Source organism: uncultured Sulfitobacter sp. (genome assembly GCF_947502895.1).
In the GTDB taxonomy this organism is placed as follows: Bacteria; Pseudomonadota; Alphaproteobacteria; order Rhodobacterales; family Rhodobacteraceae; genus Sulfitobacter.
This window is the reverse complement of sequence record NZ_CANNBM010000002.1, coordinates 152,106-168,937: the sequence shown is the minus strand read 5'-3', so window position 1 is coordinate 168,937 and position 16,832 is coordinate 152,106. Positions and strand designations below refer to the sequence as shown.

Genomic DNA, 16,832 nt, shown 5'->3' with positions numbered 1-16,832 from the left:
ATGGGTGCATCCTGTACCCCGTGCGCTGCGACCCTAACTGATATTAAATCAGACGGGTGTGCTGTGCATGCAGGGGGAGGACGGAACGCATGTCAAAACATGTCGTGTTGGTGGAGGATGAGACCAATATCGCGGAGGCGATCCGCTTTTTGCTGGGGCGCGACGGCTGGAGGGTCGAGACATTGGCCAACGGTGGAAACGCGGCTGCGGTGATCCGTGCTGCGCAGCCTGATCTGGTCATGTTGGATGTCATGTTACCTGGCAAAACGGGTTTCGAGATTTTGGCAGAGCTGCGCAGCGATGACTCGCTAGCAGATTTGCCTGTATTAATGCTGACTGCACGCGGTCAGGAACGGGATCGGGACATGGCATTGAAGGCGGGCGTAAGCCGATTTATGACCAAACCCTTTTCCAACGAAGAGATGCTGACCGCCGTGCGAGAGCTGACTGTCGGCCGCGTAAGCTGATGGCAGAGACGCGCCTGTTTCTGGAGCGCCGTAGCTATCGCCGCCGCAGGATGATGGATGCTGTGCGCTTTTTGCCATTGCTCTGCGCGATCTTGTGGCTGGTCGTTCCCACAATGTGGCCAAACACCCCCGAGGCCGAGGTTCAGACGCCCATGTCTACCGCGATCTGGTATCTTTTTGCGATCTGGATATTGGCAATTACCGCTTGTTTTGCGCTTTGGTTCCGCATCCGCAACCATGACGAGGCCGGGGTACTGCATCAATCCCCCCCCACCAAGCCTGCGCATGGGCCGAACGACTGATGGTGTCTCTCAATCAACTGGTGGCTGTTTGTCTGGTTTATGTGACGGGCTTGTTTTTTGTCGCCTTTGTGGCCGAACGGGCTGCGGCGCGGGGGCGGGGTGGCTGGCTGCTGCGCTCGCCTTTGGTCTATACGCTGTCCTTGTCGATCTACTGCACCGCCTGGACGTTTTATGGGGCCGTGGGCTACGCGGCGCGTTCGGGGCTGGAGTATATCACCATCTATCTCGGCCCTTCGCTGGTGATGCTGGGCTGGTGGTGGGTACTGCGCAGGTTGGTGCGCATCGGGCGGGCCCAGCGGGTTACTTCTGTAGCCGATCTTATTTCGTCACGCTTTGGTAAGTCTAACCTGCTGGCAGTCATGGTGACCATTATGGCCGTGGTGGGAGTGACCCCGTACATCGCGTTGCAGCTACAATCTGTTACTCTCTCCGTTTCGATTTTTGCGACACCTGATATCGACAGCGCGCAGGCGATCCGGATCAATGAAAACGCGGCCTTTTGGGTCGCGGCAGGGCTGGCACTGTTCACTGTGCTTTTTGGCACCCGCAACCTCAACGCAAACGAACGGCACCACGGCGTGGTCATTGCTGTCGCGGTTGAGGCGGTGGTAAAACTGGTGGCGTTGCTTGCTGTGGGGGCCTTTGTGGTTTGGGGAGTTGCAGGCGGCGTGGCCGATACAATTGCGCGCATTGATGCGTCGCCCATCGGGGCATGGCACACCAGCAGCAGCAGATGGAGCGCGCTGATCGTGCTGTCAGCCGCCGCCTTTGTGTGCTTGCCGCGCATGTTTCAGGTGATGGTTGTCGAGAACGAGAACGAGCGGCATTTGCAGATCGCGAGTTGGGCTTTCCCGCTGTATCTGCTGGCCATAAGCCTGTTTGTCGTGCCTATCGCGGTCATCGGGCTGGAACTGATGCCGCAGGGTGCCAACCCTGATTTATACGTTCTTACCGTTCCACTGCACGAAGGGCAAAACGGCCTCGCAATGCTTGCTTTTCTTGGCGGGTTTTCCTCTGCGACTTCAATGGTAATCGTGGCGACGCTGGCGCTTAGTACAATGATGTCCAACCATATCGTCATGCCGCTGTGGCTCAAGCTGAGCAAGGCAGGGCCGCAGCAATCAGGCGATGTGCGCAGCGTTGTGATCCGTGCACGGCGCTTGTCGATCATCGCCGTGATCTCGTTGGGGTACTTTTATTATCGCGGCTCTGGCGGGTCAGGTGCCTTGGCGGCGATTGGTCTGATTTCCTTTGGTGGTGTCGCGCAGTTTTTGCCTGCACTTCTGGGGGGGATATTCTGGCGCGGTGCGACGCGTATGGGGGCTGTCGCGGGCCTGAGCATCGGGTTTGTCGTGTGGATGTACACAATGCTTTTGCCCAGCTATGGCCCGGATGGCGCATTGCCTGCTGCGGTGTTCGAACAGGGCCTTTTTGGCCTCGGCATCCTGCGGCCAGAGGCGTTGTTCGGCATCACCGGCCTTGACCCTACGGTGCATGCGGTCTGGTGGAGCCTTTCGCTCAATGCGCTGCTGTTCTTTGTGGTCTCGATCTTTACTTTCCCTGCACCGCTGGAGCGTTTGCAGGGGGCGCAATTTGTTAATGTGTTCGATCATTCCTCGGGCCATGCACGCGGCTGGTCGGCGACAGAGGGCGGGGCAGAGGACTTGATGATCATGGCCCAGCGGATTTTGGGCGCGCGCGAAGCGCAGATGTTTTTCAGACAACACGCCTTGGAACAAGGTCGCGTCGATGCACCGCCTGCGCCAACGCCGCAATTCGTTCAGGCGTTAGAGCGGGAGCTTGCGGCTTCGGTGGGGGCCGCGACGGCCAATGCGATGATAGGCCAGATCATAGGCGGGCAGGCAATATCGGTACAAGAGTTGCTGGCGGTCGCAGACGAATCTGCTCAAATCCTCGAATATTCCAGCCAGCTTGAGGCGAAATCGCGCCAGTTGACGGAAACTGCGCGGGAACTGAGCCATGCGAATGAAAAGCTGACGCAACTATCACATCAAAAAGACAGTTTTCTCAGCCAGATCAGCCATGAGTTGCGCACTCCCATGACCTCTATCCGCTCGTTCTCGGAGATCTTGCGCGATACGGCGGGGCTCAGCGCGGCAGAGAAAACACGCTATGCCTCGATCATCCATTCAGAAACGATCCGCCTGACACGGTTACTGGATGATCTGCTGGATCTGTCGGTGCTGGAAAACGGGCAGGTGTCTTTGAACGAAAAGAACACAGTGCTGCATGATGTGATCGAGCAAGCTGTGACAACCGCATGCGCCAGTTCGGCGCGTGTGATTGAAATTCGCCGCAAGCAGCGCAACGAAGATGTGACATTGCATACCGATAGTGATCGGTTGGCGCAGGTATTCATTAATCTTGTTACAAATGCGATCAAATATTGTGACGCCTCCGCTCCTGTCTTGACTATTGCTGTCAGGCGTCAGGACGATCAGGTAATTGTTGCTTTTGCCGACAATGGCAGCGGTATCCCCGATGATGCACAGACCCTAATCTTTGAGAAATTCGCCCGTTTGCGCAGTGGCGCACAGGATGGGGCAGGGCTTGGACTTGCCATCTGCCGCGAGATCGTAACACGGCTGGGTGGTGACATCCGGTATGTGCCGCATAGCGTGGGGGGTAGTTTCGAAGTACGCCTTGACTGCGTGCCGATCCGCAGCACAAGCCAACGATTATTGCCGGTATAAATGCGCTGGTAACCATTTCCGCGATACCACGTCATCAGGACGGTTTCGAGTAATGCGCGCCTGCCGTGACAATGCGGTTTGGCAAATGGCGGCTTGGGCGGGGTATCGGGCGAAGGAATGACAGCAACATGAGCGCGGAGCAAACGACATCGCTGATGCAGCGCAAGGCCCGCACAGGGCGTGAGGCTTATGCTGCGCGGGCAATGTCGCTGGGCCGCGCATTGCGTCTGACGGCTGCCAAACAGGCCGAACAGATGATGGCGCTGGCGCTGGGTGTTCTGGGCGTCACCCGCCGCAAATTAACCGCAGAAGAAGTGCCAGCGTGTCTTGAGACACCTTGGCTGACCATGTTGATGGACGGACCCGCAGATCAGGTTGCTGCCGTTATGATCGACCCTGCCTTGGTGACAGGGCTGATCCAGCAGCAGACTATGGGCAAGGTGACACCGGTTCCCGATGCAGGTGAAGTGCGTGCACACACAGCGACCGACGCTGCATTATGTGCCCCCTTTATTGAAGCAGTTTTGGCGCGCGCTGCGCTGCTGCCGGAAGAAGAAGGCGACCGCGCGTTATTGCAAGGCTACCGTTTTGGCGTTTTGGCAAAAGAACCGCGGCATGCGCAACTGGCCCTCGATGCATCGTCTTACGAGATGGTTGAGATGACGCTTGATCTGGCTGCCGGTGTCCGAACGGGCCAATTACGCCTGATCCTGCCTGAGCCGGCGGCGCAGCAAAGCGAAGCAGATGGTTCGCCCGATGATCTGGATGGTCATGTTGAGGGGCAGAACCTGACTGATAACGTCATGGGTTTGAACGCAGAGCTTACAATCGCGTTGACACGGTTGAGTTTGCCTTTGCAACAGGTGAGCGGGTTGAAAGCCGGCGATGTAATTCCGCTTAACCTGTCAACACTTGCCCAGGCCCTGGTTCTGGATGCCAATGGCAAAGCGTTAAGCCGTGGTACGCTGGGCCAGATTGATGGTGTCCGCGCCTTGCAGGTTGAACAGCAGCGCAGTCGTCAACATAGCGAGCCGCGCCGCCGCGCCGCAGACCGTGCCGATCTGGATCTGCCCGATGTTTCAGCAACCTTTGGATTGGAGCCTGCACCATCGGGACTGGATGAAGATGGAATGGACCCCGTACTGCCCACGCTGTCTGACGTTGATATCTTTGGTGATCTGGATGATTTGCCCGAAATGCCCGACATGGATGAAGCGGCGCAGGCCGCCGACGACCATATGGCGCAGTGGGACGCTCCCAAAGAGGGGAGCGAAGAAGACCTTTTGGGTGAAAAGCAAGCAGGCTGGTAGTGGCGTGCGCTGTTAGGGCGCGTGTTGTTCGAGATAGGGGCGCATGTTGTCCAGATCATACCCTGCCGCACGGGCTGCGGCCAAAATGTCGTCGGCAGATTGCAGACCTGCCTGACCCAATGCCCAAGCGATGCATGAACGTGTGCCTGACGCGCAATAGGCGAGGGTTACGCCGTCGCAATCCGCGCCGATGCTGCGGTTATGTGCAATCACTTCTTCGTTCATTGTGGCGTGGGTGAGCGGTTGCAGTGCAAATTCCAGCCCCGCCGTCTCGGCTGCGGCCTGCATCTGTCCCGCGCCGTAGGCTGGCGGCACCTCATCGTCGGGGCGGTTGCACAGAATACGTGTGATTCCCGCCTCTTTAAGCGCCGTCATCTGGTCGGGCGAGATTTGCGGGGCGACGTAATAGCGGGGGGTAAGCTGTCTGATATCCATAGGATCAGTTTATGCGGCTGGCGTGGTGCTGTCCATAAGACGAAACACCGGCATCGTCATTTACAAGCCACACAAGTGGCAGTTCAGGCGAGGAAAATACCAATAATGACCATCATCAGCCCGATGACGGATAGAAATAGTGCACCAAGGTTAAGTGGCACAACTTTTTTCAACTCGGCACGCATGGCCTCGTCATCCAGCTGCGCACGTTTGGCGCGGCTTACACGGATGATGCAATAGATCAGCCCCAGCAAGCCCAAGAGGGATAGTGCGGTCCCGCCCCAGATGATTGCGTCGAAAATCGGTGATGTCGTTTGTTCCATGTCTCGCAGATAGGATAATCGGCACCGTACGGCAAGAGCACCTTGCGGCACATCAATGCGCACGGTAGCAAGGCGCCTCAGAACACACATCCCCCGCACAGCGCACAGGAGCCCGCCATGAGCGAATTCAGCACCAACCCAGCCCCCGCCGAGGACGCAGGCGATGCAAACTACCGCGTCACCGCAAACGAGCTGCGCCAGTTCGTTGAGCGGATCGAGCGTTTGGACTCCGAGAAAAAGGACCTTGCAGAGCAGCAAAAGGAAGTCATGGCAGAGGCGAAATCACGCGGCTATGACACCAAGATTCTGCGCAAGGTGATTGCCCTGCGCAAGCGCGAGCCCGACGACATTGCCGAAGAAGAGGCTGTGTTGGACATGTATAAAGAAGCACTTGGCATGTAGCCTCGGGCTTTTGCTGGAAGGGAGGGTGAAACGGTGCTTGCACACATGCCCGCCCGCCAATAGAAGAACACAAATTTTCTGCCCGCGCGACCATGCGCGGCCAAACGCTATGGAGCACACATGCAGGTCAAAGAGACGCTGAACGAAGGTCTGAAACGCGGCTATCACATCACCCTTACAGCGGCCGAACTGGACGCCAAGGTGAACGAAAAGCTGAAAGAAGCGCAGCCAGACGTTGAAATGAAGGGCTTTCGCAAGGGCAAGGTCCCTATGGCACTGCTGAAAAAGCAGTTTGGCCAGCGCGTGATGGGCGAAGCGATGCAGGAAAGCATCGATGGCGCAATGAACGAACATTTCGAGAAGTCCGGCGACCGCCCTGCAATGCAGCCAGACGTAAAAATGACAAACGAAGACTGGAAAGAAGGCGATGATGTCGAGGTCGAAATGACCTACGAAGCACTGCCCGAAATTCCCGAGCTGGACATGTCTGGCATCAAGCTGGAAAAAATGATTGTCAAAGCCGACGATGCGTCCATTGACGAGGCGTTGGCGTCATTGGCCGAGACGGCTCAGGACTTCAAAGCGCGCAAGAAAGGCTCCAAAGCCAAAGACGGCGATCAGGTTGTCATGGATTTTGTTGGCAAGGTTGATGGCGAAGCGTTTGAAGGTGGCTCTGCCGAGGATTATCCTCTGGTACTGGGCTCCAACTCCTTCATCCCGGGTTTTGAAGAGCAGCTGGTCGGCGTGAAGACCGAGGAAGAAAAGGACGTTACTGTCAACTTCCCCGATGATTATCAGGCCGAACATCTGAAGGGCAAAGAGGCTGTGTTCTCTTGCACAATCAAAGAAGTGAAAGAGCCTGTTGCAGCCGAGATCAACGACGAGATGGCGACAAAATTTGGTGCCGAAGACCTTGCTGCGCTGAAAGTGCAGATTGGTGAGCGTCTGGAAGCCGAATACGTTGGTGCATCGCGCGCGGTGATGAAGCGCGGCCTGCTGGACGCATTGGACGGCATGGTTGATTTCGATCTGCCCCCGTCCTTGTTGGACGCAGAAGCGGGTCAGATTGCACACCAGTTGTGGCATGAGGACAACCCCGAGGTTGAGGGCCACGATCACCCCGAAATCGAAACCACCGACGAGCACCGCAAGCTGGCCACCCGCCGCGTGCGTCTGGGCCTGTTGTTGGCCGAGTTGGGGCAGAAAGCAGAAGTTGAAGTGACTGATGCAGAGATGACCCAAGCGATCATGAATCAGGCGCGTCAGTACCCTGGTCAGGAACGCCAGTTCTTTGAATTCGTTCAGCAGAACCAGCAGATGCAGCAACAGATGCGCGCACCGATTTTTGAAGATAAAGTCGTTGACCATATCGTTGCGCAGGCCGACGTGACCGAAAAGGAAGTGTCGAAAGACGATCTTCAAAAGGCCGTTGAAGCGCTGGAAGAAGAGTAAACTTTACAGCTCTTTCGGAAATATTGAGGGCCACCCGATCGGGTGGCCCTTTTTCCGTGTAACGTAGGTTTCGCTCACATTGCAGCTATTTCATCTGCCAATTCATGGTTGCGGTCACGGTGACCTGCTTCATCGGCGCGCACGGCAATTACGACTTCGCGCAAACGTGCATCGGGTTTCAGCTCCCAGTAGTCAATTGCGATCTGTGGGGCCGGTACGTTCTCGACCTTGCCCGCGTCAATTTCTTGCAAATACTGGGTGTAGCTGATGACAGCCTCTTCCTCCAGATAGGCAACAACGCGGTGTGCGATACGTGGCGCGAAGAGATAGAGGAAGAAATAGAGGTTATAGAAAACCATCTGGCCGAGCATGATGAGTAACCGCTCAAACCGCGAGGGTTCGGCAATTTTGATAAATGTCATCAGGTGCATACGCTCGTTCTCCGCTTCATCCAGCAACTCGCGAATCCAACCTTGATCGTCGCGGATGTGCCGCACGGATTTCAGGTGCTGTAGCAGTCCTCCCACCATTCCGGGAACGGCCGCTACGGTTTCGAGAACGACTGCGCGGTGACCATACCGTTTGGCAAAAAAGCTGTCGGCGAAGATCCGCATTGTTTTAACTGTCCGCAAAGCAATGCGGTCTTTTAGATCTTTTGGCGGCGTGTGCTTTTCCAGATCGCCGTCGTGGCGGTGGGTCAGGTCGAACATCTTTGGCTCCCATTTTAATTCTAACTGATAAATGGGGTTGGGATGCTGCAGTGCAATATCATGCGTCAATTTGCGCAAAGACCCTTATTACGCGGGTTTTAGCCCTGTTTCGACCAGCATGCCGCGCCGCTTTGCCTCGTAATAATAGCCGCGCGAATACCATTTTATTGCCGTCGCTTCATCCCCGTCCGAGAGTAGCCATGCACCGCGCAGGTACTTGCCGCCAAATTCAAGATTGGTGTCCGCATTCAACAGGTCATTGGGACGCCCGCGAAAGCCCATAGTGCGGGCCGTTTGGGGCAGGATCTGGAGCAGCCCGTAGTAAGGCCCATTGCGCGCTGCAGGATTGTGGGTGCTTTCGCGGATGGCGAGGCGGTGCACAAGGCTGCGGGGCAGCTGGTAATGGTCGGCCCAACGATTGATGCTTTGACGAAGTGCGGGGGTTTCATTGGGATAAAGGGGAAGATCATCGGAGCGCGTTGTGCCTCGCCCGTCTGTACGCCCGCAAGCAGAAAGGCCGAGGGCGCACAGGGCGATAAAATGTCTACGGTCAATAAGGCGCATCGCGGCTCCTCCAAACTAGGCTGATCCCGTTGTGCGACTAGACCGGAGATGCTTCAAGCGGGGCTGCTGATTTCAGCCTGTTTCCGCCGAGAAAGGCGTTGCGCGTTAGAAATCGAATATGTCGCTGAGAAAGCTGTCGCGCTTTTTCTTTTTGTACTGGCGCTCGTCGTATCGTGGCTGTGCTTGTGGGGCAGGGGCCGCAGGGACAACACTGCGTTCAATGATTTTGTCCAACTCACCACGGTCCAGCCAGACGCCGCGACACTGCGGACAATAGTCTATCTCGACCCCGCTGCGGTCGGACATTACAAGCTGTGTTCCGTCTAACGGGCATTGCATGGCGGTCATCCTTATTTGGGTTTCTATCCCAGAACAGATGGGGGTGCCGCGTAGCGATACAAGTGAGCTGCGTCAGGAGTTTCCGAGAATTCGAGTTATTCGGAAGCGAGCCGGGCAATAAACGGGGCAGTGCAACAAAAAACGCCGCGCAATCAATGCGCGGCGTCTCAAATCATCCGATCGGGATGAATTATTTGTCGTCTTCGTCGGCCGCTGGTGCATCGTCAGATGAAACAGCATCAGCCAGATCATCATCGTCGGACGCGGCGGAGCCGATATCGTCAAACAGCTCAGAAATCTCGAATTCTGCTGCTGCTTCTTCTTCGGCGGCCAGTTCCTGAATGGATTTGCCAGCTGCCTGAAGCTCGGCCTCTTCGGGCGAACGTGCGACGTTCAGCTCGATTATGGCTTCGACTTCGGGGTGAAGAACGACGGATACGTCATGTACGCCCAGATACTTGATCGGTGCGATCAGAACGACCTGCTTGCGGTCTACTGTGAAACCTTCGGCGGTTGCTGCTTCGGCGGCGTCACGTGTGGTGACGGAGCCGTAAAGCGCGCCTGCGTCGGACGCAGAGCGAATCACAACAAACTGCTGACCGTTCAGACGGGCCGCCATTGCATCGGCTTCTTTCTTGGTCTCGAGGTTTTGGGCCTCAAGCTGGGCTTTCTGGCCCTCGAAAGCTGCGATGTTTGCTTTGGACGCGGACAGCGCCTTTTGCTGTGGCAGCAGATAGTTGCGCGCGTAACCTGGTTTGACGTCTACGACGTCGCCCATCTGGCCCAGTTTTGCGACACGTTGGAGAAGGATAACTTGCATGTATTCTACTCCTTATTTCACAGCATAGGGCAGCAGGGCGAGGAAGCGGGCGCGTTTAATGGCACGGGCCAATTCACGCTGCTTTTTCGCGGAGACTGCGGTGATACGGGAAGGCACGATCTTGCCACGCTCGGAGATGTAGCGCTGAAGCAGGCGTGTGTCTTTATAGTCGATTGCCGGTGCGTTGTCGCCCGAGAAGGGGCAGACTTTGCGGCGGCGGAAAAATGGTTTTGCGGCCATGGTTTAGAGTCCTTTCAACAACCTAAAATCAGCGACGTTCACGGCGCTCTGGGCGCTCGTCACGTTTTTGCATCTGAACGGAAGGCAGCTCTTTGTGCTCGTCCATCTTGATGGTCAGAACGCGCATGACATCGTCATGCAGGCGCATCAGGCGTTCCATCTCATGCACGGCAGTTGCCGGTGCATCAGAGCGCAGGAAGGCATAGTGGCCCTTGCGGTTCTTGTTGATTTTATAGGCCATCGTTTTGACGCCCCAATACTCGCTGTCCACGAGTTTCCCGCCGTTGTCGGACAGGACGGTACCGAAATGTTCGATCAGGCCTTCGGCTTGTGTGTTGGACAAGTCTTGGCGTGCGATCATTACATGCTCATATAGCGGCATGTGTGCTCCACTTATTTCAAGGCGCATTTCATAGGCAGGGCGATGATCCTTTGCTGCCCCACCACGAGAGTCTGCGCGGTTAAATCGTATCTGCAAAGGAGTGGCCTACATACACCCTTTGGGGCGCGGCGCAAGCACACATCTGCCTGTCTACAAGGCCTGCTTCGGGAATTTCCACATATTGCCGTGACCGCGCCCAAGCCTTGCCGTTTTATCGCCTTTTTCACGGTGCAGAGCTTTTTAGACAAGTTGAAAAGGACAAGGCCATGACCATTGCCGCCGAGCAAACATTTGCACATGTTCCCGCTTACGGGGTCGCCCATAAACTGAATGGAAGCCGGTTGGTGATGCGCATAGCGCAGCGAATGGCGTCTGTGTCGATGGCACTGGTTGCATTGTTTGTCTGGGTCGCACCCGGCGCAGGTTGGGAGAGCGAAGTGATGCTCTTCAAGCTGATGGTCTCGCTGGCTTCTGGTCTGGCCGCGGTGTGGTTCTGGCAGGCAAGTCTGCCACCTGTGCCGCCGACGGTAGAAGTAGACGTGGCACAAGCCGAGGTGCGTCTGGTCCGTGATGGCGCGCTGCCAGAGGATCGTGTGATTGAGCGATGCGCCTTTCGCGATTTGCACGTTGTTGAACTGTCTGGCCGTAACATCACCTTTTGGGGCCGTGGTAACCGCCTGTTGGCCGAGATCACGCTAAGCAATGCCCGCGCCCATGCCACACTGCTGGGCGCTCTGCGCGCAGAGGGTAAGCTGGCCTAAACCTGACACAGATGCACAGCATAAAGGCCGAGTGTTCGTATACGCGCACAATGTGTTGAACGGCGCGGGATTGCGTTTTCGGCGCACAGCACCATCTTTGCTCCATGTTCAACAAGGAGTATAATCATGAAATCTCTCGTTCTCGCAGCATTGCTGTCCGCAACCGCGTCAATGGCTGTTGCCGCTGAAAAATACGTGCTGGACGCCAGCCACAGCCAGGTTGTCTTTTCTTACAACCACCTTGGCTTTTCCACGACCTACGGAATGTTCTCGGGTTTTGAGGGCGAGATCATGTTTGATCAGGAAAACCCTGCAAACTCTTCTGTGTCAGTTTCCATGCCTACAAAATCCATGTTCACCGGCTGGGAGCAGCGGGATGGCCACTTTATGTCCGATGACTTTTTCGGCGCGACAGATGACGACGTTATCTCGTTCACGTCCACCGGTATTGAAGTGACGGGTGATGATACAGCATTGATCACAGGCGATCTGACCATGAATGATGTGACCAAATCGGTTGTGTTGGATGCCAAACTGAATCTGGTGGGAACGAACCCGCTGGCGGGCAAGCCATGGGCGGGTTTTGACGCAACCACCACATTGCTGCGCTCTGACTTCAACGTGGGCAAGTTCGCGCCAAACGTGAGTGACGAAGTCGCCGTGACAATCTCGCTTGAGGCGGCAAAAGCCGAGTAAGCGGTTTTTTTGATGTGATTAAGGCCGCACAAGCACTGGTTTGCGCGGCCTTTTTTGTATCTGTTCTAGTCTGCTGTGCTGCGCGTTGCGGTCAACGCCACTGACACATCCACCGAAAACCCGAGCGAGCTTTCGTCGCTCATGTTGTTGCCCACGTCAAAGTCGCGGCGGTCCAGCGTGAGATTGGCCTGCATGTTTGCCTCATCCCCATTGACCGACAAGCGGAAGGGCATTGTCAGCGGGACGGTCTGATCCCTGATCGTCAGCGTGCCGACCGCCTCGTACCCGTCAACACCCGCAACCAGATCAGCCTGATAGGTGGCAGTAGGAAAGGTGCCTGCGTCAAAGAAGTCAGGGCCCATCGCCTGATCTGTCACAGATCCGATGGTGAGCGAACCGATGGCGATTACGACTTCTACACTGCCCGCAATCCCGCCCGGTTTTGCCGGATCAAATGCGATGTCAGCCGTCCAGTCACCAAAGCTACCTTCGACTGTTGAGCCGAACTGCATCACCGCGATGGAAATAGTACCATCCTGCACCTGCCAGTCGGATGCGACCTCTTCCAGGGCGGCGGCATCGACGCTGGCGGTATGAGGCGCATAGAGACCGAACGCAGCCCCGGCCCCCAGCGTGACAGCCCAAATCGCGAGGGCACCGGCCAGCGGCATCATGCTATGGCGTACAGCCGCTGCGTTCAGAGGAGCAGTGGCACCGCGCCACATACGTGCTAATGTGGCGTCGCGGTCGATGATCTGGTGTTTTACCGCGCCTGCGATATGCAAAAGGATACTTGCCGCCATGACTTTGCCAAAGACCCAGTGCGCCCCGCCAAACAGCGCGGCCGCACTGTCTGATTTCGGCACCATTGGCAGGTCTTGGCCGAAAGGCCACCAGATCGGCGCAAAGCCAGCTGTCGCAGCGTGGTGCAGCCAACCCGACAAGGGCGCCAATACCAAGGAGCCATAAAGCAGCCAGTGCGCTGTTTCGGCCATAAATGTCTCTGTCTTGCGCTCGGGGTGGAGGGGAACAGGCTTGGGCTGGCTAATTGCGCATATGATCCGGACAAGCGCCACAAAAAACACCGATACGCCGAGCGTTTTATGCAACGAGAAAAGCCAAGCCTTGCGGGCCAGTTGTTCGCTGGTGTCATAGGGCAGCTGGTTTGCGATCACGGCAACAGGGATCAGGGTGACGACGAGAAGGGCTGTCAGCCAATGCAGCATACGGGTAATGCTGCCATAGGAAGATAGGGTGTTGGTTAGGGCCATCAGTCACGCTCCGAGGGGGGTAAATTCCGATTTGATTTATAGACACATCTAAAGTGTATCCAGCGCGGGGCAATCGCTGTTTGCGCAGGTCTGTTGTGCGCTCTTGTGAGGCGGCGGCGGCGGCGCTACACCTGCGGGCACAATTGTGAGGAGAGTTTTAATGAGCACCGCATTCGTATTTCCCGGACAGGGGGCGCAGACCATCGGTATGGGGCAGGATCTGGCACAGGCCTATCCCGCCGCGCGAGCGGTGTTTGAAGAGGTGGATGACGCGTTGGGTGAGAAGCTGAGCGCGCTGATCTGGGACGGCGATATCGCCGAGTTGACGCTGACCCAAAATGCGCAGCCTGCGCTGATGGCGACTTCGATTGCTGCCATGCGCGCACTTGAGGCCGAAGGGATAGACGTGACCCGCGCCGCCTTTGTTGCGGGGCATAGTCTGGGCGAGTATTCCGCATTGTGCGCGGCGGGGGTCTTTACGCTGGCGGATACAGCGCGACTGCTGCGCACGCGCGGTCAGGCAATGCAGACGGCTGTGCCTGTGGGGCAGGGTGCGATGGCGGCAATTTTGGGTTTGGGAGCCGAAGATGTAACTGCTCTGGCTGCCGAGGCTGCGGGTGATGATATCTGCGAACTGGCAAACGAAAACGATCCGACACAGAATGTAATTTCAGGCAGCAAGGCCGCGGTCGAGCGGGCAATCGACATGGCAAAGGCAAAAGGAGCCAAGCGCGCTTTACCCTTGCCAGTGTCCGCACCCTTCCATTGCGCATTGATGCAGCCCGCTGCCGATGCGATGGCCCGCGCCCTGGCTGATGTTCAGATTAATGCGCCCGCCGTTCCACTGGTCGCCAATGTCACAGCCGAGGCGGTCAGCGCTGCTGATCCGATTGCGCAATTGCTGGTCGATCAGGTGACGGGCCGCGTGCGCTGGCGCTCGTCTGTTGAGTGGATGGTGGGACAGGGCGTGACCGAGTTTTGGGAAATCGGTGCTGGTAAGGCACTGTCAGGTATGATCCGCCGTATCCACAAAGAGTCTGTGTTGCGCAATGTTGGCGTGGAAGCAGACGTCAAAGCCGCTGTTGAGGGCTAAGCCAACACGTCGTGCGCTGATATGTGGCGCGATTGCCGCGCTATCAGGGTGTGGCGGCGGCTTGCACGGAATGCGCCGCAGGGTCGGGTTTGCAGTGGTGAACACGCGGTTGTTGATGCATGGCCGCATTGCCACGCGCACGCCTGCAGAGTTCGCCGATGTGATGGTTGAAAACCCGCAGATCAAGACGCTTGTGTTGCAAGACATGCCAGACGTGCGCGATGCGGAAGCTGCGATGGTGCTGGGGCGGATGGTGCGGGCGCGCGGTCTGGCGACAGCGTTGCAGAGCGACAGTGATATTTCAGGCGGAGCTGTTGCCTTGTTCTTGGCTGGGCAACAGCGGAGCATGGTGGATGGCGCGCGTATTACAGTTGGCAATTGGGACGGCATCACAGCGGCTTATGTACGCGAGATGCTGGGCGCGCCGGTGTTTTATCAGTTTGCCTTGCGGGTCGGCGCGGCAAATCCGATACATACCATAACTGCACAAGAGATATCAGATTACGGGCTGCTGACAGAGCCGGTGAAGGTTTGGAATTGAGAAGGAGCGAGACATGTTTGATCTAACAGGTAAAAATGCATTGGTAACAGGTGCTTCGGGCGGCATTGGTGCAGATATTGCACGCGCATTGCATGCGCAGGGGGCCACTGTCGGGCTGTCTGGCACGCGGGTTGAACCGCTGGAGGCCTTGGCGTCGGAGCTGGGCGAACGCGCCCATGTGTTGCCGTGTAATCTGAGCGATATAGAAGCGGTCGCGGCGTTGCCGAAACAGGCGGCGGATGCGATGGGGTCGGTGGACATTCTGGTCAATAACGCAGGCATCACGCGCGACAACCTGTTTATGCGCATGTCGGATGATGAATGGCAGTCGGTGCTTGACGTGAACCTGACCGCGACTTTCAAACTGTGTAAAGGGGTGATGCGTGGCATGATGAAGGCCCGTTGGGGCCGAATTGTAAATATCTCCAGCATAGTGGGGGCCACAGGAAATCCGGGGCAAGCGAATTATGCGGCCTCCAAGGCGGGGATGATCGGCATGTCCAAAAGTCTTGCTTATGAGGTGGCAAGCCGTGGGATCACTGTGAATGCGGTGGCACCCGGTTTTATCGCCACTGCCATGACAGACAAGCTGACCGATGACCAAAAGACAGGTATCATGGGGCAAATCCCTGCAGGCCGCATGGGCACGCCAGACGAGATTGCCAGCGCAGTGGTCTATCTGGCAAGCGCCGAGGCTGCCTATATTACAGGGGCGACCTTGCATGTGAATGGCGGGATGGCCATGTTGTAGGGGCGCTTGGATAAGCGTTTGCGTACCCCGCATCATATGCTAAAGGGGGCGCAGAAATAACCAGACGGGCGCTTGCAAGTGACCCGCGCCTTGTGCAAGCAAGGAAAACGAGCCGCCCCCAAGGGGGCACCTTCTGACCTCTTCACACCCGAGGTGGCAGATACCAAAAGGGGCCCTTTGGCCCGATGAGTGAGGACTATAGTATGAGCGACGTCGCAGACCGCGTTAAAAAGATCGTTGTTGAGCACCTTGGTGTTGAAGAAGATAAAGTTGTTGAAAATGCATCCTTTATCGACGATCTGGGTGCAGACAGCCTCGACACCGTCGAGCTGGTGATGGCATTTGAAGAAGAGTTCGGCATCGAAATCCCCGATGACGCCGCCGAAAACATCCAGACCTTCGGTGACGCGGTCAAGTTCATCAAAGAAGCCTCCTGATCAGGCTTTGCGTCGGGTCCGCTCGGCGATAAAATTCTCAAACGGCGTCTCTCTTTGCGGATTGGCGCCGTTTTTGATTCTTGCGCAGTTTTGGGCTTGTCGTGCGCGGCGCTGCACGGCACATCTGACGGTCTGATTTCCCCAAAATCATAAGGCCACAGCAGAATGTCCCGCACAGTTCCAACGATCAATACCCCCCGCGTTACGCTACGCGGTATGCGCACCGAAGATTTCGCGCGGTTCGCGGATATCTGGGCCAAGCCTGAAGTAGTGAGCCACATTGGTGGTAAGCCATGGCCGAAGGCGCGCAGCTGGGACGCATTTTTGCGCAACGCAGGGCACTGGCAGATTGTCGGATTCGGCCAGTGGGCCGTACAAGTACATGGCACAGCCGAAATGGCGGGGCAGACAGGTTTCTTTTACGGCTCGCGCGGTCTGGGGGAGGATTTTGACCCTTTTCCCGAAGCGGGTTGGGTCATGGACCCTGCATTTCAAGGTCAAGGTTTTGGTATTGATGCGGTGACAGCTGCGCATGATTGGTTTGATCGCGTGGTCGCGGGGCGCAGTGTTTGCATGATTACACCAGACAACGAAGGCTCATTGCGGATTGCAACGACCCTTGGGTACGTGCCCCTGCGCGATGCGCAGATAGAGGGCGATCCCGTTTTGCTGATGACGCGCAAAGGGCCACCTGTTTAGGGGCTTTCGGTGGTTTTGGCGGTCTCTTGCGCATCTTGGCGCAGTATTGGTGGCCAGCCCGCACCCAGAGACTTGAACAATGTTATGCCTGCAAGGTATAGCCGACCCAAGCAATATTACACC

General features: G+C 56.8%; 22 protein-coding genes. 13 read left to right on the top strand and 9 right to left on the bottom strand.

What is annotated here, in order from left to right:
- The first annotated feature begins 89 nt into the window (after positions 1-89).
- The 4 genes from Q0903_RS08940 (at position 90) to Q0903_RS08925 (ending at position 4,793) form a co-directional block, all read left to right on the top strand.
- Positions 90-467 carry a response regulator gene (locus Q0903_RS08940; protein WP_299030680.1) on the top strand — a complete coding sequence of 126 codons (378 nt, stop codon included), beginning with the start codon at positions 90-92 and terminating at the stop codon, positions 465-467.
- Positions 467-769 carry a hypothetical protein gene (locus tag Q0903_RS08935; protein ID WP_299414698.1) on the top strand — a complete coding sequence of 101 codons (303 nt, stop codon included), beginning with the start codon at positions 467-469 and terminating at the stop codon, positions 767-769. The genes Q0903_RS08940 and Q0903_RS08935 overlap by 1 nt, the downstream gene beginning before the upstream one ends.
- Positions 769-3,483, top strand: a complete 2,715-nt coding sequence (locus Q0903_RS08930; protein ID WP_299030682.1) for an ATP-binding protein — start codon at positions 769-771, stop codon at positions 3,481-3,483. Before Q0903_RS08935 ends, Q0903_RS08930 begins: the two co-directional genes overlap by 1 nt.
- A 128-nt stretch (positions 3,484-3,611) precedes the next feature.
- Entirely contained in the window at positions 3,612-4,793 is a 1,182-nt protein-coding gene (locus Q0903_RS08925; protein WP_299414696.1) for a flagellar motor switch protein FliM, read from the top strand.
- 12 nt (positions 4,794-4,805) lie between these two features.
- On the opposite strand, the gene Q0903_RS08920 is transcribed toward Q0903_RS08925, so the two are convergent.
- Both Q0903_RS08920 and Q0903_RS08915 read right to left on the bottom strand, forming a co-directional pair.
- The gene (locus Q0903_RS08920) at positions 4,806-5,228 is read right to left on the bottom strand and encodes a TIGR01244 family sulfur transferase (RefSeq protein WP_299030684.1); all 423 of its coding nucleotides are present in this window, start codon (positions 5,226-5,228) and stop codon (positions 4,806-4,808) included.
- An 83-nt stretch (positions 5,229-5,311) separates the two neighbouring features.
- Positions 5,312-5,551, bottom strand: a complete 240-nt coding sequence (locus Q0903_RS08915) for a hypothetical protein (protein WP_299030685.1) — start codon at positions 5,549-5,551, stop codon at positions 5,312-5,314.
- A gap of 117 nt (positions 5,552-5,668) precedes the next feature.
- On the opposite strand from Q0903_RS08915, the gene Q0903_RS08910 reads away from it, so the two are divergent.
- Both Q0903_RS08910 and tig read left to right on the top strand, forming a co-directional pair.
- On the top strand, positions 5,669-5,953 hold the full coding sequence (locus Q0903_RS08910; protein ID WP_299030686.1) for a DUF2312 domain-containing protein: 285 nt from the start codon (positions 5,669-5,671) through the stop codon (positions 5,951-5,953).
- A gap of 120 nt (positions 5,954-6,073) precedes the next feature.
- On the top strand, positions 6,074-7,405 hold the full coding sequence (gene tig, locus Q0903_RS08905; protein WP_299414693.1) for a trigger factor: 1,332 nt from the start codon (positions 6,074-6,076) through the stop codon (positions 7,403-7,405).
- Between the two features lie 74 nt (positions 7,406-7,479).
- Here the strand turns inward: tig and Q0903_RS08900 are convergent, their stop codons facing one another.
- From Q0903_RS08900 to rpsF, 6 genes are all read right to left on the bottom strand, one after another.
- A complete protein-coding gene (locus tag Q0903_RS08900) occupies positions 7,480-8,115 on the bottom strand; it encodes an alternative oxidase (protein WP_299030688.1) in 636 nt (211 codons plus the stop codon).
- A gap of 87 nt (positions 8,116-8,202) precedes the next feature.
- Positions 8,203-8,679, bottom strand: coding sequence for a lytic transglycosylase domain-containing protein (locus Q0903_RS08895; RefSeq protein ID WP_299414691.1), 477 nt, complete (start codon positions 8,677-8,679; stop codon positions 8,203-8,205).
- A 105-nt stretch (positions 8,680-8,784) separates the two neighbouring features.
- Positions 8,785-9,018 carry a zf-TFIIB domain-containing protein gene (locus tag Q0903_RS08890; protein ID WP_299030690.1) on the bottom strand — a complete coding sequence of 78 codons (234 nt, stop codon included), beginning with the start codon at positions 9,016-9,018 and terminating at the stop codon, positions 8,785-8,787.
- 190 nt (positions 9,019-9,208) lie between these two features.
- Complete coding sequence (rplI, locus tag Q0903_RS08885) at positions 9,209-9,838, bottom strand: 50S ribosomal protein L9 (protein WP_299414690.1); 630 nt, start codon at positions 9,836-9,838, stop codon at positions 9,209-9,211.
- A 12-nt stretch (positions 9,839-9,850) separates the two neighbouring features.
- Complete coding sequence (gene rpsR / locus Q0903_RS08880; RefSeq protein ID WP_005852865.1) at positions 9,851-10,078, bottom strand: 30S ribosomal protein S18; 228 nt, start codon at positions 10,076-10,078, stop codon at positions 9,851-9,853.
- 28 nt (positions 10,079-10,106) lie between these two features.
- On the bottom strand, positions 10,107-10,460 hold the full coding sequence (gene rpsF / locus Q0903_RS08875) for a 30S ribosomal protein S6 (RefSeq protein ID WP_299030692.1): 354 nt from the start codon (positions 10,458-10,460) through the stop codon (positions 10,107-10,109).
- Between the two features lie 266 nt (positions 10,461-10,726).
- Between rpsF and Q0903_RS08870 the strand changes: the two genes are divergently transcribed.
- Positions 10,727-11,221, top strand: coding sequence for a hypothetical protein (locus Q0903_RS08870; protein WP_299414688.1), 495 nt, complete (start codon positions 10,727-10,729; stop codon positions 11,219-11,221).
- Positions 11,222-11,347: 126 nt separating this feature from the next.
- Positions 11,348-11,917: a YceI family protein gene (locus tag Q0903_RS08865; protein ID WP_299030694.1), complete on the top strand. Its 570-nt coding sequence runs from the start codon at positions 11,348-11,350 to the stop codon at positions 11,915-11,917.
- A 65-nt stretch (positions 11,918-11,982) separates the two neighbouring features.
- On the opposite strand, the gene Q0903_RS08860 is transcribed toward Q0903_RS08865, so the two are convergent.
- Positions 11,983-13,188 carry a cytochrome b/b6 domain-containing protein gene (locus tag Q0903_RS08860; protein ID WP_299414686.1) on the bottom strand — a complete coding sequence of 402 codons (1,206 nt, stop codon included), beginning with the start codon at positions 13,186-13,188 and terminating at the stop codon, positions 11,983-11,985.
- A 160-nt stretch (positions 13,189-13,348) separates the two neighbouring features.
- On the opposite strand from Q0903_RS08860, the gene fabD reads away from it, so the two are divergent.
- The 5 genes from fabD to Q0903_RS08835 all read left to right on the top strand — a co-directional run bounded on the left by fabD (position 13,349) and on the right by Q0903_RS08835 (position 16,709).
- Positions 13,349-14,281, top strand: a complete 933-nt coding sequence (gene fabD, locus Q0903_RS08855; RefSeq protein WP_299414684.1) for an ACP S-malonyltransferase — start codon at positions 13,349-13,351, stop codon at positions 14,279-14,281.
- A complete protein-coding gene (locus Q0903_RS08850; RefSeq protein WP_299416091.1) occupies positions 14,238-14,822 on the top strand; it encodes a hypothetical protein in 585 nt (194 codons plus the stop codon). The genes fabD and Q0903_RS08850 overlap by 44 nt, the downstream gene beginning before the upstream one ends.
- Before the next feature lie 13 nt (positions 14,823-14,835).
- Complete coding sequence (gene fabG / locus Q0903_RS08845; protein WP_299414682.1) at positions 14,836-15,573, top strand: 3-oxoacyl-[acyl-carrier-protein] reductase; 738 nt, start codon at positions 14,836-14,838, stop codon at positions 15,571-15,573.
- Between the two features lie 203 nt (positions 15,574-15,776).
- Positions 15,777-16,010, top strand: coding sequence for an acyl carrier protein (locus Q0903_RS08840; RefSeq protein WP_005852881.1), 234 nt, complete (start codon positions 15,777-15,779; stop codon positions 16,008-16,010).
- Positions 16,011-16,175: 165 nt separating this feature from the next.
- A complete protein-coding gene (locus tag Q0903_RS08835) occupies positions 16,176-16,709 on the top strand; it encodes a GNAT family N-acetyltransferase (protein WP_299030699.1) in 534 nt (177 codons plus the stop codon).
- Positions 16,710-16,832 lie beyond the last annotated feature (123 nt).